14 protein-coding genes, 1 tRNA gene and 1 riboswitch are annotated in these 21,966 nt (G+C 61.5%); of the genes, 11 read left to right on the top strand and 4 right to left on the bottom strand.

Annotated elements, in window-relative coordinates:
• Positions 1–2: 2 nt before the first annotated feature.
• Positions 3–4,967, bottom strand: coding sequence for a DUF6543 domain-containing protein (locus M5C56_RS31690; RefSeq protein ID WP_103496547.1), 4,965 nt, complete (start codon positions 4,965–4,967; stop codon positions 3–5).
• Between the two features lie 263 nt (positions 4,968–5,230).
• Here M5C56_RS31690 and M5C56_RS31685 point away from each other — a divergent pair, with 263 nt between their 5' ends.
• The 7 genes from M5C56_RS31685 to astE all read left to right on the top strand — a co-directional run bounded on the left by M5C56_RS31685 (position 5,231) and on the right by astE (position 13,016).
• Positions 5,231–6,451, top strand: coding sequence for an aspartate aminotransferase family protein (locus tag M5C56_RS31685; RefSeq protein ID WP_100944745.1), 1,221 nt, complete (start codon positions 5,231–5,233; stop codon positions 6,449–6,451).
• A 212-nt stretch (positions 6,452–6,663) separates the two neighbouring features.
• A complete protein-coding gene (aruF, locus tag M5C56_RS31680; protein ID WP_100944744.1) occupies positions 6,664–7,683 on the top strand; it encodes an arginine/ornithine succinyltransferase subunit alpha in 1,020 nt (339 codons plus the stop codon).
• Positions 7,684–7,756: 73 nt separating this feature from the next.
• On the top strand, positions 7,757–8,782 hold the full coding sequence (gene astA / locus M5C56_RS31675) for an arginine N-succinyltransferase (protein ID WP_103496545.1): 1,026 nt from the start codon (positions 7,757–7,759) through the stop codon (positions 8,780–8,782).
• A complete protein-coding gene (gene astD / locus M5C56_RS31670; RefSeq protein ID WP_247263486.1) occupies positions 8,779–10,248 on the top strand; it encodes a succinylglutamate-semialdehyde dehydrogenase in 1,470 nt (489 codons plus the stop codon). The genes astA and astD overlap by 4 nt, the downstream gene beginning before the upstream one ends.
• A gap of 55 nt (positions 10,249–10,303) precedes the next feature.
• Positions 10,304–11,650 carry an N-succinylarginine dihydrolase gene (gene astB, locus M5C56_RS31665; protein ID WP_103496543.1) on the top strand — a complete coding sequence of 449 codons (1,347 nt, stop codon included), beginning with the start codon at positions 10,304–10,306 and terminating at the stop codon, positions 11,648–11,650.
• Between the two features lie 56 nt (positions 11,651–11,706).
• A complete protein-coding gene (locus M5C56_RS31660; RefSeq protein WP_103496542.1) occupies positions 11,707–11,994 on the top strand; it encodes a topoisomerase II in 288 nt (95 codons plus the stop codon).
• A gap of 14 nt (positions 11,995–12,008) precedes the next feature.
• Positions 12,009–13,016 carry a succinylglutamate desuccinylase gene (gene astE / locus M5C56_RS31655; RefSeq protein ID WP_103496541.1) on the top strand — a complete coding sequence of 336 codons (1,008 nt, stop codon included), beginning with the start codon at positions 12,009–12,011 and terminating at the stop codon, positions 13,014–13,016.
• On the opposite strand, the gene M5C56_RS31650 is transcribed toward astE, so the two are convergent.
• From M5C56_RS31650 to M5C56_RS31640, 3 genes are all read right to left on the bottom strand, one after another.
• Positions 13,013–14,515, bottom strand: coding sequence for a M91 family zinc metallopeptidase (locus M5C56_RS31650; RefSeq protein ID WP_103496540.1), 1,503 nt, complete (start codon positions 14,513–14,515; stop codon positions 13,013–13,015). The two genes, astE and M5C56_RS31650, sit on opposite strands and share 4 nt — an antisense overlap.
• 43 nt (positions 14,516–14,558) lie before the next feature.
• Positions 14,559–16,013: a M91 family zinc metallopeptidase gene (locus M5C56_RS31645; protein ID WP_103496539.1), complete on the bottom strand. Its 1,455-nt coding sequence runs from the start codon at positions 16,011–16,013 to the stop codon at positions 14,559–14,561.
• 148 nt (positions 16,014–16,161) lie between these two features.
• Positions 16,162–16,653 carry a 6,7-dimethyl-8-ribityllumazine synthase gene (locus M5C56_RS31640; protein WP_103496538.1) on the bottom strand — a complete coding sequence of 164 codons (492 nt, stop codon included), beginning with the start codon at positions 16,651–16,653 and terminating at the stop codon, positions 16,162–16,164.
• A 128-nt stretch (positions 16,654–16,781) separates the two neighbouring features.
• A riboswitch (FMN riboswitch) is annotated at positions 16,782–16,951 on the bottom strand.
• Between the two features lie 354 nt (positions 16,952–17,305).
• On the opposite strand from M5C56_RS31640, the gene alaS reads away from it, so the two are divergent.
• The 4 genes from alaS to M5C56_RS31620 all read left to right on the top strand — a co-directional run bounded on the left by alaS (position 17,306) and on the right by M5C56_RS31620 (position 21,796).
• Positions 17,306–19,930: an alanine--tRNA ligase gene (alaS, locus tag M5C56_RS31635; protein ID WP_103496537.1), complete on the top strand. Its 2,625-nt coding sequence runs from the start codon at positions 17,306–17,308 to the stop codon at positions 19,928–19,930.
• Positions 19,931–20,026: 96 nt separating this feature from the next.
• Positions 20,027–21,268, top strand: coding sequence for an aspartate kinase (locus M5C56_RS31630; RefSeq protein ID WP_103496536.1), 1,242 nt, complete (start codon positions 20,027–20,029; stop codon positions 21,266–21,268).
• Between the two features lie 186 nt (positions 21,269–21,454).
• A complete protein-coding gene (gene csrA, locus M5C56_RS31625; protein WP_002554426.1) occupies positions 21,455–21,643 on the top strand; it encodes a carbon storage regulator CsrA in 189 nt (62 codons plus the stop codon).
• 62 nt (positions 21,644–21,705) lie between these two features.
• Positions 21,706–21,796, top strand: a tRNA-Ser gene (locus M5C56_RS31620).
• Positions 21,797–21,966: the final 170 nt, after the last annotated feature.

The following is a 21,966-nucleotide window of genomic DNA, read 5'->3' as shown; positions in this document are numbered from 1 at the left end:
GCTTATTCTTCGAGGGGCGTGGGCGGCGTTATGGGGGATGCCGCCGGCGGGACACTGCCGCCATTGTCGCTGTCGCTTTCACTCTCTTCGCCGCTGCTCACATCGTCGCCGATCAGGATTCTGACCTGCTGCACACCGCCGTTCAGCTCCCTGTAGCTGCGGACTCTTTGCAGGCTGGCCTCGCTCAGGGGATTGTTCCTGAAGTCATAGGTCACCGCTTGCGAGGTCGGGACTTCGAACAGGCTTTCTGGTATGTCTCGGATCTGGTTGTCGCGCAAGTCGGCAATCCCCAGCACACGGAGTCCGAACAGTCCCTCGGGTATCTGTTCGAGGCCGCTGTCGCTCAGGTCGAGCACTCTCAGGTCGGTCATCCGTGCGATGTTCGGTGTCAGCAGCATGCCCTCGGTGCGCGGCGGGCCCGGTTGCAGCGGGTTGCCGGACAGATCAAGCATCTGCAGGCCGGTCATGTCCGCGAGCTGCTGGTGCGTGGTGTCGCTCAGTTGGATCTGTCCATAGGGCAGATCCAGGTTTCTCAAGTGCGGCATGTCGAAAATCGCGGCGGGAAAATCCCGGTCGATAAAACTGGAGGCATACAGCACGCGTAGATGGGGGAAGCTGTGGAGGAAACCATCGAGCCCGTCGCTGGCGCCGTAACCATGGAGCTCCAGGCGGGCGATATGACTGAAGTCGGCTGAAAGCGCGGGCAGTCTGCCGGTGATCCTCTGGGTGAAAGAGAAGCTATACAGGCGTGTGCCGTCGGGTAGTATTTCTTCGCTCTGGCGTTGCCAGCTCCGTTGCAGTTGTTGGGCAAAGTCGTCTCGGTTCAGACTTTCCAGCGCCAACTCGACCGGACTCAATGGCTCCTGCGTTTGCGGGTGATGCGTGGGGACATCGCCGCTCCAGGCCTGCAGATCGGCGCGCAGTTGGCGGTATTGGGCTTCCAGTCGGCTCAACTGGTTCAAGGAGTCCTCGAGGACTCGCGGTTGAGCCCGGATGAAACTCTCCAGCTGTTCGCCATTCAGGCCCGGATAGAGCGCCTGGATACGTGTTCGCTCGGCCAGGGACTGAACGCCGAGCGAGTGGCCGGTTCTGCGGTAATAGTCCCGGGCGCGTTGCAGGCTGGTCTCGGACAGCGGGTTGCCGTTCAGCTCCAGGCCGGAACCGAGCTCGCCGGAGATCTCGTTGAGCGTCTGCGGCAGGTCGCTGATGGCGTTGTCGTTGAGCAGGGCGGCTTCCAATCGTGGCAGTTCGAACAGTCCATCGGGAAGCGCGTTGATCCCGGTGTGACTCAGGTCGACGACCGCCAGTGCATGCAGTTGACGCAGGTCGGGGACCAGGCCGAGGGGGTTGCGGCTCAGGTCGAGAACCTCCAGGGCTCGCATGCCGGTGAGTGCCTGCCTCGTCTGGACGTTCAGGCGCAGATTGCAGTTGATCAGGCTCAACTCGGTCAGCGGCCCGCGTGTGATCGATTCGGGCAGGCTGTTGAGTTGGAAGCCGCGTATGGAGAGCCGGCGCAGATTGGGAAAGTGTTCCATGAACTGGCCCAGCTCCCGGGCCGGTGAGTCGGCCACCAGGTTCAGGTAGCGGACGTGGTTGAAGTCGACGGACAGTTCGGGCAGTTCCCCCAGCAGGCCATTGGCGCTGAGGGTGTAGCCGTGTTCATCGGGATTGTTGGAGTAGAACAGGTCGGGTTCACGGCGCCAGCAACGCCGGATGGCTTCGGCGAACTGGGCGCGGGTGCGTTGCTGGTTGAGGCGCTGCATCAGGCTCAGGCGTTCCCCGCTGACCGGGTGAGAGGAGGAGGTGATGAACGACCATAGCTCCAGTTCTTCCGTCAGTTGTTCGTAGGCCTGCTCCAGCCGCCGTATTTCATCAAAGACCCGCATGCTGTTCAGGCTGCCGATAAATTGCCGGATCTGCTCATCGGAAAAGCTCGGGAACAGCCGGGCTACCCGATCTTCGAGGGCCCAGCGACTGCCCGCCTGGGGCGCTCCACGGCCGCTGAGTTGATAACCGGGGCGCCTCTTGGCCAAGGCCATGGGCGATGGTTCGCTGGGGATGGCGGGTGGCATATCCAGCAACTGGCGGATTTCATCAGACCCCGGCAGGCGGCTGTTCTGCACGGCTTGCTGGAGTTGGGCACCCTGCTTGGGATTGGGGTAGCCCAGTTCACTGCGCTGGGTGTCTGGCAGGGCATGCAGCAGCGATGCGTAGAGATCGTCGGAATCGTGCAGTTCCTGGTCCAGGGCATCGCGGGCCTGGTACAGGTCGTTTTCCTTGATCAGCACTCTGCGGATCGGCGCGTTGCTGGCACCGATACTGTCGAGCAACGGCCCGGTCGAGGATTGCGCGCGTATCTCGATGCGCACCTGCGTGGACCAGCCCGGGAGGCGTTGCACGCTGTGCAGGATCAGTTTTTCGCTGTCGGCATTGCCGCTCGACGCCAGGTACAGCCCCTCGCGGGCGCGGGCCAGGCGCACTTGCTGCTGATACAAGGCGGCTTCGTCGGCGATGCCCGGGGCGATTTGGGCAGACTCGCGCAAGGCTTGCAGTTGTGCGCCGCTGGCCTGTTCGGCGAGCTCTTCGAGCACGGCCACGGGCAGCTCGGGAAACGCCTTTTGCAGAACACCCACCGAGGGATCCTGTGATTGAGTGCGAAACCGGTATTGCGATTCGAACAGGGCTTTTCGGCGCAGGTGGGCATGGCGGGCGATTTGCTTGCGAAAGTTCAGCAGCCGGGTTTCCGGCTTTTCGGCGGGGGTGGCGAAATTCTGGCTTTCCCCCAGCAGTCCGCGGATATCGCTTTCATCGAGGTCGGGCGAGTTCAGCACGGTCTTGAGCAGATCACCGTTGTGCAATGGGTCGAGCGAGATGACCACCCGTTGCCCCTGGGCCGTGCCGCTGCGCACGGTCTCCATGACCACTTGTCCCTGATCGTCCACAAACCTTAGTGCCTTGGGTTGCGATTGCCAGAAGTCGAGCAGGATCTGCTCCTGCATGCTCTCGTCAGGCGTGGCCTCGCCGCGGGCCATCTGCTCGATAAAACGCTGGATATCGCGGTCGAGGCGAAAGCGCAGCAGGCTGTCCTTGAGCAGTGCCGGGGGGCGCTGGCTATCGAAATGCACCCGGCGCAACAGGGCTTCGTCGGTGTCGCTGACCGCCATGATCCGCGCGGCGTCGAGGTCGGAAAAGGCTTCGCCGGCCAGACCCAGGCGCTGCATCAACTGCGGGCCCTGCCACTCCAAGGGGTTCTCCAGTTCGTGAAACCAGGCACCGGCACCGTTATGCCAGAAGCCGGGCGAGTATCGGCCAGGTCTGTTCGGGTGTTTGATCCGACCACGGTTACCCTGCGGGTTCAGTTCGGCTTCATAGAACCGCTCGTCTTGCTTGAGGTATTGGCGGTCGTTGATTTCATACAGGCCGCTGGCGTTCGGTTGTACGCCGTCGGGCACTATCGGTGATTGCGCGTAGGGGGCCAGGTCGTGTTTCCACAGGGTGCTTTCGCCGCTGGGCAGGGTCACCTGTTTCAACTCCTCGACCAGTCCGGCCCCGGCGAATCGGTGGGCGACTACCGTGATGCCGCCAATCAGCGCCAGGTTCAGGGTGACACCGATCAGGCCCTTGAGGGCTTGTTCGCGTTCGTCGTGATGCCAGTCCTCGATGCCGTTGTAGATCTGGCTGATCATCTGCGCACCGGCCACCGCGAGCATGGCCTCGCCCAGACCGGGGACGAACAGGGCGGCGATGTTCAACAGGTTCAGGCCGATATTACCCAGCGATTGCAGATAGTCCCGGTGGTCCTGGCGGTCAATATCGGCCACCGGCACGGCGCTGAAATTACCATCGTCCAGCAGCTTCACCAGGTGCTGGGTATAGAGCTCGCGCAGCGGGTGACCGATCAGCGGAAAACGTTTGAGTTGCAGGTCGGTCGTCGTGCCTGAGGTGTCAAGGTGGCGTTCGAGGGCACTGAGAAAAGCTGATTGGGTACGCTGGTTGACGTAGCGGTTGAAGAAGCTCCGGTAGTCGATGCGGCCCAGGCGGTGACCCAGCTCCTGTTCGAATGCCTCGAAGCTGGCGTATTGCTTGAGGGCCTGCTCCGGATCACCGCTCAGATAAACGATGCAAGGTCGGTTGCGCGCGACCAGGGTGTCCTGGTGCTCGATCAGCCAGGCGCCTTTGAGCGTGACGCCGGTCGAACTGCTGAGCGGTGTTCTGAAGTTGAACATTTGCAGTTCAAAGCAGCTTGCGGGCTTGCCATCCCAGTAGGTCAAGCGACCCTGTTGGCTGGCGGCCAGCAAAAACTGGTGGGTCGAACGGCTGATATTGCCTTTCATCAGGGCAATATGGGTCTGGGTGATCAGTTCGTAGCGTTCACTGAGTTCAAATTGATCACGAAAGCGGTTGTCCGCTTCGCCGGAGGGCTTTTTCGGCAGCAGCACCGCGCTCATATGGCGGTCGTACTGGCCACCGATATCCAGCTCCCGGCACAACTCGACGAACGCCCGGAGCGTGAAGGCCTGGATGGGCCGGTTCTGCCTGGCGTTGACCTGGCGGTACAGGCTGGACTCATTATAAAAAACCAGGTTTTCCTGCCGGGGGGCAACGAAGTTCTTCAGGGCAGCTTCCAACAGGCTCATATCGACGACGGAGACCTTGCGCGGCGTCGAGAGTGTGGCGGCAGTGACCAGTCGCACGCAGTTGATCCGGTCGCGCTTCGGGTCCAGTCTGTACCCGAAGCGGCTGCTCAGGGCATTGGACAGGATCGGCACGGCAAAGGCCTCAAGGCCCTGCAAGGCTTGCAGGTATTCCGCCAGTCTGGCCTTGTGGGTATGGGTCAACAACAGGCTGTCTCCATGGGCCTGAAGCAGGGTCCGGGAGGCGTCGGTCAGCCAATCCGGCAGTTTGTTTTTGATCAGTTCGAAATTATCGGGGTAATGTGGCAGGTCAGTTTCGGCGGGTATCGGCATGGCGCGGTTTCTCGTGCGGCGGTAAAGCTGCGAGGCTATCCAGCGCCCGGGGACAACCGTGCCTAAATAGATACCAAAACCCGGGCCAGCGTTTAAACTGCGCCTTTGCGACGCAATTTGTCGCATTGCCGACAACCTCGGCAAAACCCGGTTTGGCGCTATAAGAAGTTGTCGCTTGGCGGCAAGGCCTGACCTAAAACTGTCCTTACAATCCCCCCATCGCTCGCCAGTTCCAGGCAGGCGTTCCTCTTCAGGAGACTCCGATGTCCGTTGAGCAAGCTCCGGTGCACCGCGCCGATTTCGACCAGGTCATGGTTCCCAACTACGCACCTGCGGCTTTTATTCCTGTGCGCGGCGCGGGTTCCCGAGTATGGGACCAGGCGGGCCGGGAGCTGATCGATTTCGCCGGCGGTATCGCGGTTAACGTATTGGGCCACGCGCACCCGGCGCTGGTCGGTGCGCTGACCGAGCAGGCGAACAACCTGTGGCACGTATCCAACGTCTTCACCAACGAGCCGGCCCTGCGCCTGGCCAAGAAGCTGGTGGACGCGACCTTCGCCGAGCGCGTGTTCTTCTGCAACTCCGGCGCCGAAGCCAACGAGGCCGCCTTCAAGCTGGCCCGTCGTGTCGCGTTCGACCGCTTCGGTTCGGAAAAATACGAGATCATCGCCGCACTGAACAGCTTCCACGGTCGCACCCTGTTCACCGTGAACGTGGGTGGCCAGTCGAAGTATTCCGACGGCTTCGGTCCGAAGATCACCGGCATCACCCATGTGCCGTTCAATGACCTCGACGCGCTGAAAGCCGCTATCTCGGACAAGACCTGTGCCGTGGTGCTGGAACCGATCCAGGGCGAGGGTGGCGTGCTGCCGGCCGAGCTGGCCTACCTGCAAGGCGCCCGCGAGCTGTGCAACCAGCACGACGCGCTGCTGGTGTTCGACGAAGTACAGACTGGCATGGGCCGTAGCGGCTCGCTGTTCGCCTATATGGAATACGGCGTGACCCCGGACATCCTCACCAGCGCCAAGAGCCTGGGCGGCGGTTTCCCGATTGCCGCGATGCTCACCACCGAAGCGCTGGCCAAGCATCTGGTGGTCGGCACCCACGGCACCACCTACGGTGGTAACCCGCTGGCGTGTGCGGTCGGCAACGCGGTGATCGACGTGATCAACACCCCGCAGGTGTTGAGCGGCGTGAAAGCCAAGCACGACCTGTTCAAGACCCGCCTGGAGCAGATCGGCGCCAAATACGGCCTGTTTACCCAGGTCCGTGGCATGGGCCTGTTGCTCGGCTGCGTGTTGGCCGATGCCTGGAAGGGCAAGGCCAAGGACGTGTTCAACGCCGCGGAAAAAGAAAACCTGATGATCCTGCAAGCCGGCCCGGACGTGATTCGTTTCGCTCCGAGCCTGGTGGTTGAAGACGCGGACATCAATGAAGGCCTGGATCGCTTCGAGCGCGCCGTGGCCAAGCTGACGCAAGCCTGATGGACCGCCCGCTGGTGGCCTGGGATGGCCGCCAGCGGGCCAAATTTCCTGTACCTGTAGGAGCGAGCTTGCTCGCGATGATCGTCAACGATAACGCGGGGCATCCGATACCCCGTGGTGCCTGGGCCACCATCGCGAGCAAGCTCGCTCCTACCCCGGTATTTTTTTCTGTCGGTACACACCGACCTGTTCTGGATTGAAGGAGTGACACCATGCTGGTGATGCGCCCCGCGCAAATGGCTGACCTGGACGAGGTACGGCGCCTGGCCGCGGACAGCCCGATCGGTGTCACTTCCCTGCCGGACGACGAAGGCCGCCTGCGCGACAAGATCGCGGCAAGCGAAGCCTCGTTTGCCGCCGAAGTCAGCTTCAATGGCGAAGAAAGCTATTTCTTCGTGCTCGAAGACACGGCCACCGGCAAGTTGGCGGGCTGCTCGGCGATTGTTGCCTCGGCCGGTTACTCGGAGCCGTTCTACAGCTTCCGTAACGAGACCTTCGTGCATGCGTCCCGCGAGCTGAAGATCCACAACAAGATCCATGTGCTTTCGCAGTGCCATGACCTGACCGGCAACAGCCTGCTGACCAGCTTCTACGTGGTCCCGGAACTGGTCGGTTCGACCTGGTCGGAACTCAATTCCCGTGGGCGCCTGCTGTTCGTCGCCAGCCATCCGGAGCGCTTCGCCGATTCGGTGGTGACCGAGATCGTCGGTTACAGCGACGAACACGGTGACTCGCCGTTCTGGGACGCCATCGGTCGCAACTTCTTCGACCTGAACTACGCGGCGGCCGAGCGCCTGTGCGGCCTGAAAAGCCGGACTTTCCTCGCCGAACTGATGCCGCATTACCCGATCTACGTGCCGTTGCTGCCGGACGCCGCCCAGGAGGCGATGGGCCAGGTGCACCCGCGTGCGCAGATCACCTTCGACATCCTGATGCGCGAAGGCTTCGAAACCGATCATTACATCGACATCTTCGACGGCGGCCCGACCCTGCATGCGCGGGTCAGCGGGATTCGCTCCATCGCCCAGAGCCGGGTGGTGCCGGTGAAGATCGGTGACGCCTACAAGGGCGGCGGACGCCAGTACCTGGTGTCCAACGCGCTGCTGCAGGATTACCGCGCGGTGTTGCTGGAGCTCGATTATGCGCCGGGCAAACCGGTCACCCTGGACCTGCAAGCCGCCGAAGCCCTGGGCGTCGGCGAAGGTGCCAGCGTGCGCCTGGTAGCGGTTTAAGGCCGGTATCGAAAGCAGCCTTACAGCGAGTTTCGCGGGCACCCGTCAGCCGGTGCCCGTTTGAGGAGATAGCATGATCGTTCGTCCCGTACGCAGCAGCGATTTACCCGCTCTGATCGACCTGGCCCGTAGCACGGGCACCGGCCTGACCACCTTGCCGGCCAACGAAGAGCGCCTGGCCCATCGGGTCGGTTGGGCGGAGAAAACCTTCACTGGCGAGGCCGGTCGCGGCGACGCGGACTATCTGTTCGTGCTCGAAAACGATGAGGGCCGCGTGGTCGGTATCAGCGCCATTGCCGGCGCCGTCGGCCTGCGTGAGCCCTGGTACAACTTCCGGGTCGGCCTGACGGTCAGCGCCTCCCAGGAACTGAAGATCTACCGCGAGATTCCGACGCTGTTCCTGGCCAACGACCTGACCGGCAACTCCGAGCTGTGCTCGCTGTTCCTGCACGCCGATTATCGCAGTGGCCTCAATGGCCGCATGCTGGCCAAGGCGCGGATGCTGTTTATCGCCGAGTTCCCGGAACTGTTTGGCAACAAGATCATTGCCGAAATGCGCGGCATGTCCGACGAAGCCGGGCGCTCGCCGTTCTGGGAAAGCCTGGGCCGGCACTTCTTCAAGATGGAATTCAGCCAGGCCGATTACCTGACCGGCGTCGGCAACAAGGCTTTTATCGCCGAACTGATGCCCAAGTTCCCGCTGTACACCTGCTTCCTCTCCGAAGAGGCGCGCGCGGTGATCGGCAAGGTCCATACCGACACCGAGCCGGCACTGGCGATGCTTAAAAGCGAAGGTTTCAGCTACCAGGGTTATGTCGACATCTTCGACGCGGGCCCGGCGGTGGAATGCGAAACCAGCAAGATCCGCGCGGTGCGTGACAGCCAGGCGCTGGTGCTGGCGGTCGGCACCCCGGGTGACGATGCCACGCCGTACCTGATCCACAACCGCAAGCGCGAGGACTGCCGCATCACCGCGGCTCCGGCGCGCCTGGCGGCGGGCACCCTGGTGGTCGATCCGTTGACCGCCAAACGTCTTCAACTCAGTGCTGGCGATCAGGTTCGCGCGGTACCGTTGTCTGCTTCCAGGGAGTCGAAATAATGAGCACGCTTTACATCGCCGGTGCCTGGCAGGAAGGCCAGGGCGAAGCCTTCGAATCGTTGAACCCGGTGACCCAGCAAGTGCTGTGGTCCGGCAAGGGCGCCAGTGCCGCGCAGGTCGAAGCCGCCGTGCAAGCCGCGCGCCAGGCGTTTCCGGCCTGGGCCAAGCGTTCCCTCGACGAGCGTATTGTCGTACTCGAAAGTTTTGCCGCGCATCTGAAAAGCCGTGCCGACGAGTTGGCCCGCTGCATCGGTGAAGAGACCGGCAAGCCCTTGTGGGAGGCGGCGACCGAAGTGACCAGCATGGTCAACAAGATCGCCATCTCGGTGCAGAGCTACCGTGAACGTACCGGCGAGAAGAGCGGCCCGCTGGGCGACGCCACCGCCGTGTTGCGCCACAAGCCCCACGGTGTGGTGGCGGTGTTCGGGCCTTACAACTTCCCGGGCCACCTGCCCAATGGACATATCGTGCCGGCTTTGCTGGCCGGTAACAGCGTGCTGTTCAAGCCGAGCGAGCTGACTCCGAAGGTTGCCGAGCTGACCGTGCAGTGCTGGATCGAAGCCGGTCTGCCGGCGGGTGTGTTGAATCTGCTGCAAGGCGCGCGGGAAACCGGGATCGCCCTGGCGGCCAATGCGGGAATCGACGGTCTGTTCTTCACCGGTTCGAGCCGCACCGGCAACCATCTGCACCAGCAATTCGCCGGGCGTCCGGACAAGATCCTGGCCCTGGAAATGGGTGGCAATAATCCGCTGGTGGTCGATCAGGTCCAGGACCTGGACGCGGCGGTGTACACCATTATCCAGTCGGCCTTTATCTCGGCAGGTCAGCGTTGCACCTGTGCCCGTCGCCTGCTGGTGCCTGAAGGGGCCTGGGGCGACAAGCTGCTGGAACGTCTGGTTGAGGTCAGCGCGACCATTGAGGTCGGTGCGTTCGACCAGCAGCCGGCGCCGTTCATGGGTTCGGTGGTATCTCTCGGTGCCGCGCGTGCCTTGATGGATGCCCAGGCGCATCTGCTGGGGCATGGCGCGCTGGCGTTGCTGGAAATGACTCAACCGCAAGCCAATGCGGCGTTGCTGACCCCGGGTATTCTCGATGTAACGGCAGTGGCTGATCGTCCTGACGAGGAATTGTTCGGGCCCTTGCTGCAAGTGATTCGCTACGCTGATTTCGACGCGGCGATTGCCGAGGCCAACAACACGCAGTACGGCTTGGCGGCAGGCCTGTTGTCGGATTCCGAGTCGCGTTACCAGCAGTTCTGGCTGGAAAGCCGGGCCGGGATCGTCAACTGGAACAAACAACTGACGGGTGCTGCCAGCAGTGCACCGTTCGGCGGGGTCGGGGCCTCGGGCAACCATCGCGCCAGTGCCTATTACGCGGCGGATTATTGCGCGTACCCGGTGGCGTCCCTGGAAACGCCTAGTCTGACAGTGCCGGCGACTTTGACGCCGGGTGTTCGGCTCTCCTGAGCCGTCATACGCAGATGATTTGTGCTTATAAAAACAGATTCGTGGAGCCTCGCCGATGAAATCCTTTGAAGTCAATTTTGACGGTCTTGTAGGCCCGACCCATAACTACGGCGGCCTGTCCTACGGCAACGTCGCTTCCCAGAGCAACAGCCAGCAGGCTTCCAACCCCAAGGAAGCGGCGCTGCAAGGCCTGGCGAAAATGAAAGCGCTGATGGACATGGGGTTTGTCCAGGGCGTGCTGGCCCCGCAGGAGCGCCCGGATGTGGCCGCCCTGCGCAGCCTCGGTTTCGCCGGCAGCGATGCGCAGGTGATCGAACAGGCCGCCAAACAGGCGATGCCGCTGCTGGTCGCCAGCTGCTCGGCGTCGAGCATGTGGGTGGCCAACGCCGGCACCGTCAGCCCGAGTGCCGATACCGCCGACGGTCGCGTGCATTTCACCGCCGCCAACCTCAACTGCAAATATCACCGCAGCATCGAACACCCGACCACCAGCCGCGTGCTGGGGGCGATGTTCGCCGATGCCAAGCACTTCGCCCATCACGCGGCACTGCCTGCCGTCGCCCAGTTTGGCGACGAAGGCGCGGCCAACCACACGCGTTTCTGCCGTGAGTACGGCGAAGCCGGTGTCGAGTTCTTCGTCTTCGGCCGCAGCGCCTTCGACACCCGCTACCCGGCCCCGCAGAAATACCCGGCGCGCCAGACCCTCGAAGCCTCCCAGGCGGTCGCCCGGCTGCACGGCCTGAGCGACGACGGTGTGGTCTATGCTCAACAGAACCCGGCGGTGATCGACCAGGGTGTGTTCCACAACGACGTGATCGCGGTGGGTAACGGCGAGGTGTTGTTCTACCACGAGGATGCCTTCCAGGACACCGAGCAGATGCTCGCCGAGTTGCACGGCAAGCTGGCCAAGCGTGGCGGTAACTTCCAGTCGATCTGCGTGCCGCGCTCGAAAGTGGCGGTGGAAGACGCGGTGCGTTCCTACCTGTTCAACAGCCAGCTGCTGAACCGTGCCGACGGCGGCATGCTGCTGATCGTGCCGGAAGAGTGCCGCGCCAATCCGCGGGTCTGGGCTTACTTGCAGGAACTGACCAGCTCCGGCGGTGCGGTTCGCGAGGTCAAGGTCTTCGACCTCAAGCAGAGCATGCAGAACGGCGGTGGCCCGGCGTGCCTGCGCTTGCGCGTGGCGCTGAAGGAAAACGAACTGGCGGCGGTCAATCCGGGGGTTATCATGACGGCGCCGTTGTATGGCACGCTGACCCAGTGGGTCGACAAGCACTACCGCGACAGCCTGCGTGAAAGCGACCTGGCTGACCCGCAATTGTTGCTTGAGTGCCGAGCGGCATTGGATGAACTGACGCAAATCCTTAAACTGGGCTCGGTTTACCCATTCCAGATCAATTGAAGGCCGCCGCTTGGTCTTTGCGCGCGGCGTTTTACTTCCAGACGAGAGCCTAAAACATGAGCGATACCCTGCAGCTGATCCTTGAAGACACCGATGGCACTCAACTGGAAACCTCCTGCACCCGCGTCGCGGTGATCTGGCAGGGCAAGGAATTGTGGATTCAGCACGACGGCCGCGGCCAACTGCTGATCGGTGTCGATGTCGAGGAAGGCGACGCCGAATACGCCAACCTGCTGTTGCGCCCGCTGGCGACCAACCTGGTCAGCCTGCAACTGGAGATGGAGCCGGCCGAAATCGGCGAGGACGACCATGTCCACGGCCCCGACTGCGATCACCATCACTGATTAAGGAATAGCGCATGCTCGCCCTCGGCAAACTGCTTGAACTGACCCTTGCCGGTCATGAACCGGCGGAGAAGACGCAACTGACGGTCGAAGGTGTGCGCATGCGCTGGCTGAGTGAGGGCGCACTCGAAGTGCGACCTCCCGAGGCCCGGGACAATGGGCTGGACCTGCTGTTGTCCGCTGGTATCCACGGTAATGAAACAGCGCCGATCGAGTTGCTCGATCGGCTGTTGCACGACATTGCCCGGGGCGACCTCAAGCCCCGGGCCCGTATTCTGTTCCTGTTCGGCAACCCGGAAGCGATGCGTCGCGGCGAGCGCTTTGTCGAGCAGGACGTCAACCGGCTGTTCAACGGCCGGCATGAGCTGAGCAGTGGCAGTGAAGCCTTGCGCGCTTGCGAGCTGGAACGCCTGGCGGCGAGTTTCTTCAGCCTGCCGGATCGCCAGCGCCTGCACTATGACCTGCACACCGCCATTCGCGGCTCGAAAATCGAACAGTTCGCGCTCTATCCCTACAAGGAAGGGCGTGCCCATTCCCGTCGCGAGCTGGCCCGCCTGCGCGCGGCCGGGATGACGGCGGTGCTGTTGCAGAACAAGCCCTCCATCGTCTTCAGCAGCTACACCTACGACAAGCTGGGCGCCGAGTCCTTTACCCTTGAGCTGGGCAAGGCCCGGCCATTCGGGCAGAACGAGGGCGTGGATGTCTCTCGCCTGGAGTTGCGTCTCAAGCAGATCATCGAAGGCCGCGAGCCGGTCACCGATGAAACGCTGGAAGGTTTGCAACTGTTCAGCGTGGCGCGGGAAATCATCAAGCACAGCGACAGCTTCCTGATGCACTTGCCGGTGGATATCGAGAACTTCTCGGAACTGCCCAAGGGTTACCTGCTGGCCGAGGACCTGGCGAACAGCCGCTGGGTCGTGGAAGAGCAGGGCGCCCGGATCATTTTCCCCAACCCGAAGGTGAAAAATGGCCTGCGGGCGGGGATCCTGGTGGTGCCGTCCAGCAATGAGACGCTGGTTTAGCGCGGTTTTACCCAGGCTCGCGGTGCCAATCCCAACTCTTCACGCAAGCCGTTTTCGGTGAAGGGTGTCGGGTTGGTATCCAAGGGGGGAGTGCTTGGGTCTGCATCGAAATCGAAGGGCCTGACCTCAGCCGGCAGGCCTATGGCTTGGAGTTCTTCATTCGGCACTCTACGTGTGGACTTGTCGTCACGCGGACCGTCGAAGCCATCCCCGGGGAAAGAGGTTCCGGTCACTCTGTTATAGACATGGCAGAGTTCGTGGTAAAGCAATACGACCCCGGGGGTTGCGTCGATTTCAATGGCGGGGTTGTAGTGAATGCTTCCCCCTGGGAGTCCATCTCCCGCGCGGGTATCCCGGATGTAGGGATCGCCCGTGGTCCGGGCATCGACCAGAAACAGCGCATTCCTCTCATACTCCAACGGGTTGATCACGACGGTGATGCCATGTTTCTTGGCCGTTTTATCCAGCACCGACAAAAGCTGGCTGCCCCGGGGGGAGCCGCCCAGAAGCCTCAGGTCGTCATTGACCCGGTCCTGAAATGCCGGAGGGCCGTTGACCAGGATACCGGTCTGCTGCAGATTCAGGTTGCCGAGCAGGGTTATCTGAAAGCCTTCGGAAGACGATGGGTGAACACGCAATTGCTCGGCATTGGCGGGTGGTTGGGGAGCAACCTGGAACAATTGGTCGCGGCCATCGTTGCTGAAGACGCTATCCGTCGGTTTGATCAACATGACCGTGTCCCGGCCTGCTCCGGTGTAGATGGTGTTGCTCCCGACGCCTGCCAGGATGGAGTCGTCGCCGTCGTTTCCACTGAGGATGCTGTGTCCCTGGCCACCGATCAGCAGATCGTTGCCTTGGCCGCCGTCAAGCAGGTGGCGACTGTCGTCCCGGCTGGAAGTGGCGCTGATATGATCATTGCCGGCCCCGCCGTAGACGGTTGCGTCACCTTCGACAAAGATCATGTCGTTGCCTTCCCCGGCCTCTATATAGGCCTTGCCCTCGCCTGTGGTGATGAAGTCGTCGCCTGGGCCGGCATGGATCTGGGTTTCACTGCCTTCGCTGTGGATCACATCGTCGCCGTCGGCCGTTTCGACGATAACCTGGATGCTCACCTGTTCGTCCACCGTCACCCGGTCCGGGCCGCCGCCGGTGCGGATGATCAGCTTCTGCTCGGAAGAGGCCGGGTTGATCAGGTAACGTTCATGGTTGATGTCGACTATCAATTGCTCCTGCGGGCAGTAGACCCTGATGGTGTCAGCACTGTCGCCGGTGGTGAAGATCAGGTAATCCAGCGGCGGGTATCCTGGCCTGTAGGGGGTCGAAACGATCTTTCGCTCTATCAGGACCGGGTCATTCTCTGCCGAGAGTCGGTAGATTGAGGTCGGTTTGTAGTCGTCCGGGTATTCCTGGACGATCTGGTAGTGTTCATCAATGGAACGAGCACTACCGTCTATCAGGCGCTCGGACCTGGCCGGCGGGATGTCGGGAAAATGGTTCATGAAGGCTCCGTTAAAGTCGGGTGCGGATGGACGGCGAATCCGTTTACTCTTCCCGGTATTGCTTGCGCGGCGGAATACCGAACTCCAGGCGCAGCCCGTTTTCGGTAAAGGCCTCGGGGTTGGTGGTCAGGGGCGGTGTCGCGGGATTGGCGTCGAAGTCGAAGGCCGGGGCGTGAGCCGCCAACCCGACGGCCTGGAGCTCCGCGTTGGGGACCGAGTCGCGAGGCTTGCCCGCGTCCACACCGTCTGCCCCCCAGCCGGGAAAAATCGTCCCTGTCACGTGGTTATAGGCATGGCACAGCTCGTGGTAGAGATGAACGATGCTGGTGACTTCGCCCTTGAGAAACGAGGGGTCGTAATACACCGTACAACCGAGGGCCGGAGCTCCGGCCTTGCCATCGTGGATAAACGGGTCGCCCTGCTGCGCGCGTCCCGGGAAGCACATGCCGTTTTCTTCCTCGGTCAACTCCTTGATCAGCACGGGCACGCCGCTCTTGCGCGCGATCTGACCCAGGGCACCCAGTAGTTGCTGGCCGTTATCGGAGCCCAGCAGCAGTCTGAGGTCGTCATTGACCCGTTCCTGGAACCGGGGCGTGCCATCGACGATCACGCCGCAACTGTCCAGTCCCTTGGCGGCGATGATGACGCCAGGATCATCGGGAATCGTCGAAGGCGTGGGTTCGGAGGCGGAGTAGGCATTGAACAATTGGACGTCGGGTCTCAGGTGGGCGACGAAGTCCGTGCCTGTTCCGGTGTAAATGGTCGTGCGGCCGGGACCGGGGGTGATCTGATCGTCGCCGTCGCCTCCGCTGAGCACGTTGTGGCCTTTGCCGCCTGATAGCACATCGTCGCCCTGGCCACCGTCGATGAAACAACTGCCTTCGCCTGCGCTCAAGGTGTCGTGGCCCCGGCCTCCATAGACGGTCATGGGGCCGTTGCCATGGGCGCTGACAATATCGTCGCCGTCTCCGGCTTCGATATAGCTGGCGCCGGAGCGCGTGAAAATCCGATCGTCGCCAGGTCCCGCATCGACCTTGGTGAAGCCTCCCCCGCAAAACAATCGGTCGTTTCCCGCTCCTGAATGGATGAACACCGCGATCCGTACCTTGTCGTCCACCCTGATATCGTCATCGCCACCTTGTGTGTCCAGCACGATGACCTGCCCGGAGGAGACGGTTGTCAGGTGATAACGCCAGCCATTGATATCCAGCACCAGATGATCGGACTGGTACAGATGCACGCGGTTGTCGCGGCCACCGATGGTGAAGCGCAGATGATCGGCCGGTCCCCGGTAGTCGGGCGGGGCCTTGAGTTGCTGGCGTTCCACCCGGACGTTTTTATCCAGGTGGAGCCGGTGGGTGTGCAGGATCCTCTGGTCGTCCGGGTACTGGTTCAAGGGCTCGACAAGGGGATGTGCGGTTTCGATGGTGCCGTCGATCCAGTGTTCCTGGTGAGGCATGATCGGCTGGCTTGGGCCAAGTCTGGAGAAGTCGTTCACGTTGAGGTGTCTCCGCAGGCGGTGGTTCTCGAAAGCCCTGGTAGGGCGAAATGTCGAGTTCACTTAACTGCAAAGACGAAGCGGGGAGAGCGTAGATAGTTATGCGTTGGCAATGACCTGCCGGCCCGGGCCGGCAGGTGCGGGGCAGTCAGACCGCCAGTTTCTGCGCTGCCGGGCGCGGCAGCGCACGCAGTTTGTGCAGGGTGTCGGCGCAGGTTTTCGCCGCTTCCTGGCCCTTGTGCACGAAGTGATCGAAGAAGAACTTCTGGTGTTCTTCACCGGCGTGGAAGTGGTGCGGGGTCAAGACCACCGAAAACACCGGCACTTCGGTGTCCAGCTGGACCTGCATCAGGCCGTCGATCACCGCGGTGGCGACGAAGTCGTGGCGATAGATCCCGCCGTCGACCACCAGGCCCGCGGCGACCACGCCGGCATAACGCCCGGATTTGGCCAGCAGCTTGGCATGCAGGGGGATTTCGAAGGCGCCGCCGACTTCAAAGAAATCGATATCGCTTTCCTGATAACCCAGCTTGGCGATTTCCGAGACAAAGCCGTGGCGTGCCTGGTCGACAATGTCTTTGTGCCAGCAGGCCTGGATAAAGGCGATACGTTGGTTGTGATGAATGGTGGTGGGTTGCATCTGTTCTGACTCCTGTTTGTGTGAAAAACAGGGCGATATGAATCGAATGGGATTCAAGGGTACGTTCAGCGTCGCCGTGGGATGCTCGCAGGCCTCTACGGATTCAGCGGACGGCCCCTGGGTGTCAATCCCGTTCTCTCTTCATCCGGACTATGACCGTCGGCCCCGGGATCACACCGGGTCTGCTGACCTTGTCGACCGACGGCCGAGGCCGTGGAAATCGTCAAGCGCTCGCGGGCTAGACGCATTGCGCGCCATTACCGCCGGTGGGGAGTTGCACCCCGCCCTGAGAACGTTGCCGCCAGACTTTCTGGCGGCGCTGAGTTTTTAACATATATTTTCAGGGGGTGCATGTCGTCGTTTCGATAATGACTATCGAAATTCTTCAGTAAACGCCGGCCCGGCCTGTCGTCGAACAGGCTGAAACGACCCGGGGTACAGGGACGCCGGATGTACGCAAGTTGAACAAGTTGTTGCGGTATTGGCCGAATTTGGCCGTGAATGAGGCAGCAGGCCGTCCAATTGACGGTTTCTATCGTATAAACACGCTGTACCCAAGGCGCAGGGCCGATATAATGCGGCCCTTTGCAAGTCGCAAACCCTTTTGGATGTGATGCACTTGCGTTTGGCCGCAGACTCCGTGGAAGAACCTATGAAAAGCGCAGAAATCCGTGAAGCCTTCCTTCGCTTCTTCGAACAGCAAGGCCACACCCGTGTAGCCTCCAGCTCTTTGATTCCGGGCAACGACCCGACCCTGCTGTTCACCAACGCGGGGATGAACCAGTTCAAGGACTGCTTCCTGGGTCAGGAAAAGCGCGCCTATACCCGCGCGGTCAGCAGTCAGAAATGCGTGCGCGCCGGCGGCAAGCACAACGACCTGGAAAACGTCGGTTACACCGCCCGTCACCACACCTTTTTTGAAATGCTCGGCAACTTCAGCTTTGGCGACTATTTCAAGCGTGATGCGATCACCTTCGCCTGGACCTTCCTGACTTCCGACAAGTGGCTGAACCTGCCGAAGGAAAAGCTCTGGGTCACGGTCTACGCGACCGACGACGAAGCCTACGATATCTGGACCAAGGAAGTCGGCGTGCCGGCCGAGCGTATGGTCCGCATCGGTGACAACAAGGGCGCCCCTTACGCCTCCGACAACTTCTGGACCATGGGCGATACCGGCCCGTGCGGTCCTTGCACCGAGATTTTCTACGATCACGGCGCCGATATCTGGGGCGGCCCACCTGGCTCGCCGGAAGAAGACGGCGACCGCTACATCGAAATCTGGAACAACGTGTTCATGCAGTTCAACCGCACCGCCGATGGCGTGTTGCATCCGCTGCCAGCGCCGTCGGTGGATACCGGCATGGGCCTGGAGCGGATCAGTGCGGTGTTGCAGCACGTTCATTCCAACTATGAAATCGACCTGTTCCAGAGCCTGCTGAGCGCTTCGGCCCGGGCCATCGGCTGCACCAACGACAACCAGGCATCCCTGAAAGTCGTCGCCGACCATATTCGCTCCTGCGGCTTCCTGATTGCCGACGGTGTGCTGCCGTCCAACGAAGGTCGTGGCTACGTGCTGCGTCGGATCATTCGCCGCGCTTGCCGTCACGGCAACAAGCTGGGTGCCAAGGGCAGCTTCTTCTACCAGATCGTTGCGGCCCTGGTCGCCGAGATGGGCGAAGCCTTCCCTGAGCTGAAATCCCAGCAGGCGCATATCGAGCGTGTGCTCAAGGCTGAAGAAGAGCAGTTCGCCAAGACCCTGGAGCAAGGCCTGAAGATCCTCGAGCAGGACCTGGCCGAACTCAAGGGAGCGGTCGTCCCGGGTGACGTGGTGTTCAAGCTCTACGACACCTACGGTTTCCCGATGGACCTGACCGGTGACATCGCCCGCGAACGCAACCTGACCCTCGACGAGGTCGGTTTCGAGCGTGAGATGGAAGCCCAGCGCGTGCGTGCCCGTTCGGCCAGTTCCTTCGGCATGGACTACAACAGCCTGGTCAAGGTCGACGTCGCCACCGAGTTCACCGGCTACAGCGCTACCAGCGGTTCGGCGAAAGTCGTGGCGCTTTATAAAGAAGGGCAGTCGGTCGACGTCTTGAATGAAGGCGAAGAGGGCGTTGTCGTCCTGGACCAGACGCCGTTCTATGCCGAGTCGGGCGGCCAGATAGGTGATTGCGGTTATCTCAAGGCGGCTGCCGGTCGCTTTGATGTACGCGACACCACCAAGACCGGTGGCGCGTTCCTGCACCACGGTGTCCTGGCGCAAGGCAGTTTGCTGGTCGGTGCCCAGGTTGAAACCCAGGTGGCCGCTGATGTGCGTCACGCCACTTCCCTGAACCACTCGGCCACGCACCTGCTGCACGCCGCGTTGCGCCAGGTGTTGGGCGAGCACGTCCAGCAGAAGGGGTCGTTGGTCGACAGTCAGCGCCTGCGCTTCGACTTCAGCCACTTCGAAGCCATCAAGCCTGAGCAGCTCAAGGCCCTTGAAGACATCGTCAACGCCGAGATCCGCAAGAACTCGGCGGTGGAAACCGAAGAAACCGATATCGACACCGCCAAGAAAAAAGGCGCCATGGCGCTGTTCGGCGAGAAGTACGGTGACAGCGTTCGGGTACTGAGCATGGGCGGCGATTTCTCCGTTGAGCTGTGCGGCGGTATCCACGCCAACCGCACCGGCGATATCGGCCTGCTGAAAATTACCAGCGAAGGCGGCGTCGCCTCGGGCGTACGGCGTATCGAAGCGGTCACGGGGGCTGCGGCACTGGCCTACCTGAACGCCGCGGAAGAGCAACTCAAGGAAGCCGCGAACCTGATCAAGGGCAGTCGCGACAACCTGATCGACAAGCTGTCGGCGGTGCTGGAACGCAACCGCCTGCTGGAAAAGCAGCTGGAGCAATTGCAGGCCAAGGCCGCCAGTGCGGCGGGCGACGACCTGTCGGCTGCGGCCCTGGACGTCAAGGGCGTCAAGGTCCTGGCCGTGCGTCTGGACGGGCAGGATGGCAAGGCGCTGCTGGCGCTGGTCGATCAACTGAAAAACAAACTCGGTCGCGCAGTGATCCTGCTCGGCAGTGTCCATGAGGAAAAGGTCGTTCTGGTCGCAGGCGTGACCAAGGACCTGACTGGCCAACTCAAAGCCGGTGATCTGATGAAACAAGCCGCTGCGGCAGTGGGCGGGAAGGGCGGCGGTCGTCCGGACATGGCGCAAGGCGGCGGTATCGACGCTGCGCAACTGGATGCCGCACTGGCCCTGACCGTGCCGTTTGTCGAACAGGGCGTTTAAAGGCCGCGACGGGTGCCTGTTGTCTAGTGGCAGGCACCGCAGCTGTGAAGTTGAATGATTAATGGGCGCCCCTTTACGGGCTGAGGCGGCTTAGAAATGGCTTTGATCGTACAGAAATTCGGAGGTACCTCGGTCGGCTCCGTCGAGAGAATCGAGCAGGTAGCCGACAAGGTTAAGAAGTTCCGTGAAGCCGGTGATGACCTGGTGGTTGTACTGTCCGCGATGAGCGGCGAGACCAACCGCCTGATCGAACTGGCCAAGCAGATCAGTGGCGATCAGCAGCCGGTTCCCCGTGAACTGGATGTGATCGTTTCCACCGGCGAGCAGGTGACCATCGCCTTGCTGGCCATGGCACTGATCAAGCGCGGTGTGCCGGCGGTCTCGTACACCGGCAACCAGGTGCGAATCCTGACCGACAGCGCGCACAATAAGGCGCGCATCCTGCAGATCGACGATCAGAAGATTCGTGGCGATCTGAAGGCCGGTCGCGTGGTAGTGGTCGCCGGTTTCCAGGGCGTCGACGAGCACGGCAATATCACCACCCTCGGGCGTGGCGGTTCCGACACCACCGGCGTGGCGCTGGCGGCGGCCTTGAAGGCTGACGAATGCCAGATCTACACCGACGTCGATGGCGTCTATACCACCGATCCGCGCGTCGTCGCCCAGGCCCAGCGCCTGGACAAGATCACCTTCGAAGAGATGCTGGAAATGGCCAGCCTCGGTTCCAAGGTGTTGCAGATCCGTGCGGTCGAGTTCGCCGGCAAGTACAACGTTCCGCTGCGCGTCCTGCACAGCTTCAAAGAGGGTCCGGGTACCCTCATTACTATTGATGAAGAGGAATCCATGGAACAGCCGATCATTTCCGGCATCGCCTTCAACCGCGATGAAGCCAAGCTGACCATCCGTGGCGTGCCAGACACCCCCGGCGTGGCCTTCAAGATTCTCGGCCCGATCAGTGCCGCGAACATCGAAGTCGACATGATCGTGCAGAACGTTGCGCACGATAACACCACCGACTTCACCTTCACCGTGCACCGCAATGACTACCAGGCCGCGCAAACCGTCCTGGAAAACACCGCGCGTGAGATCGGTGCCCGTGAAGTGATCGGCGACACCAAGATCGCCAAGGTGTCGATCGTCGGTGTCGGCATGCGCTCCCACGCTGGCGTAGCCAGCCGGATGTTCGAGGCCCTGGCCAAGGAAAGCATCAATATCCAGATGATCTCGACCTCGGAGATCAAGGTCTCCGTGGTGATCGGAGAGAAGTACCTGGAGTTGGCGGTACGGGCGCTGCACACGGCTTTCGAGCTCGATGCCCCGGCCCGACAGGGCGAGTAACGCCTAGTCCCCAAGGGCGCGGTTGAACCGCGCCCTTTGTTTTTCTTGATGGGCGTGGGTGGGTGCTGTTCTTTTGCCTGCGCTGGTCAATACTCAGGGGTGTAGGGCGATGGCTATATAGCCTGTAAGCCGAAGCCCTTTTTGCAGACTGTTGTCCCTGAACTGAAGTGCGTGTAGGAGAAAGGTATGCTGATTCTGACTCGTCGGTGCGCAGAGAGCCTGATCATCGGTGACGGTGAAATCACTGTGACCGTGCTTGGCGTCAAAGGAAATCAAGTACGAATTGGGGTCAATGCCCCCAAGGAAGTGGCCGTACACCGTGAGGAAATCTACCTGCGGATCAAGAAAGAGAAGGACGAAGAACCAAGCCATTAATTTTATTTGATTTTTTGCTTTGCAAACGGGGAAAAGGTTGGTTATTATACGCCCCGTGTTGCGGAGAGGTGGCCGAGTGGCCGAAGGCGCTCCCCTGCTAAGGGAGTACACCTCAAAAGGGTGTCGGGGGTTCGAATCCCCCCTTCTCCGCCATTATTTGTGTAGTACGTGTAGATCTGGCTTATTCGGTAAGTTGTTGAAATTACTAGAAAAAAGCGCTTTACAAAAAGATTTCACGGCCTATAATGCGCGGCATCAAATGCACTCGTAGCTCAGCTGGATAGAGTACTCGGCTACGAACCGAGCGGTCACAGGTTCGAATC

It is taken from the genome of Pseudomonas sp. MWU13-2862 (assembly GCF_023242495.1).
GTDB lineage: Bacteria > Pseudomonadota > Gammaproteobacteria > Pseudomonadales > Pseudomonadaceae > Aquipseudomonas > Aquipseudomonas gingeri_D.
Note: the sequence above shows the minus strand (reverse complement) of the source record. Positions and strands in the feature narration are given on the sequence as shown.

Bases quoted from the DNA above. Each gene is read 5' to 3' on its own strand.
- astB (WP_103496543.1), top strand. From the start codon at position 10,304: ATGAAATCCTTTGAAGTCAATTTTGACGGTCTTGTAGGCCCGACCCAT.
- alaS (WP_103496537.1), top strand. From the start codon at position 17,306: ATGAAAAGCGCAGAAATCCGTGAAGCCTTCCTTCGCTTCTTCGAACAG.
- M5C56_RS31660 (WP_103496542.1), top strand. From the start codon at position 11,707: ATGAGCGATACCCTGCAGCTGATCCTTGAAGACACCGATGGCACTCAA.
- M5C56_RS31640 (WP_103496538.1), bottom strand. From the start codon at position 16,653: ATGCAACCCACCACCATTCATCACAACCAACGTATCGCCTTTATCCAG.
- M5C56_RS31650 (WP_103496540.1), bottom strand. From the start codon at position 14,515: ATGAACCATTTTCCCGACATCCCGCCGGCCAGGTCCGAGCGCCTGATA.
- astE (WP_103496541.1), top strand. From the start codon at position 12,009: ATGCTCGCCCTCGGCAAACTGCTTGAACTGACCCTTGCCGGTCATGAA.
- M5C56_RS31685 (WP_100944745.1), top strand. From the start codon at position 5,231: ATGTCCGTTGAGCAAGCTCCGGTGCACCGCGCCGATTTCGACCAGGTC.
- astA (WP_103496545.1), top strand. From the start codon at position 7,757: ATGATCGTTCGTCCCGTACGCAGCAGCGATTTACCCGCTCTGATCGAC.
- M5C56_RS31690 (WP_103496547.1), bottom strand. From the start codon at position 4,967: ATGCCGATACCCGCCGAAACTGACCTGCCACATTACCCCGATAATTTC.
- aruF (WP_100944744.1), top strand. From the start codon at position 6,664: ATGCTGGTGATGCGCCCCGCGCAAATGGCTGACCTGGACGAGGTACGG.
- M5C56_RS31630 (WP_103496536.1), top strand. From the start codon at position 20,027: ATGGCTTTGATCGTACAGAAATTCGGAGGTACCTCGGTCGGCTCCGTC.
- csrA (WP_002554426.1), top strand. From the start codon at position 21,455: ATGCTGATTCTGACTCGTCGGTGCGCAGAGAGCCTGATCATCGGTGAC.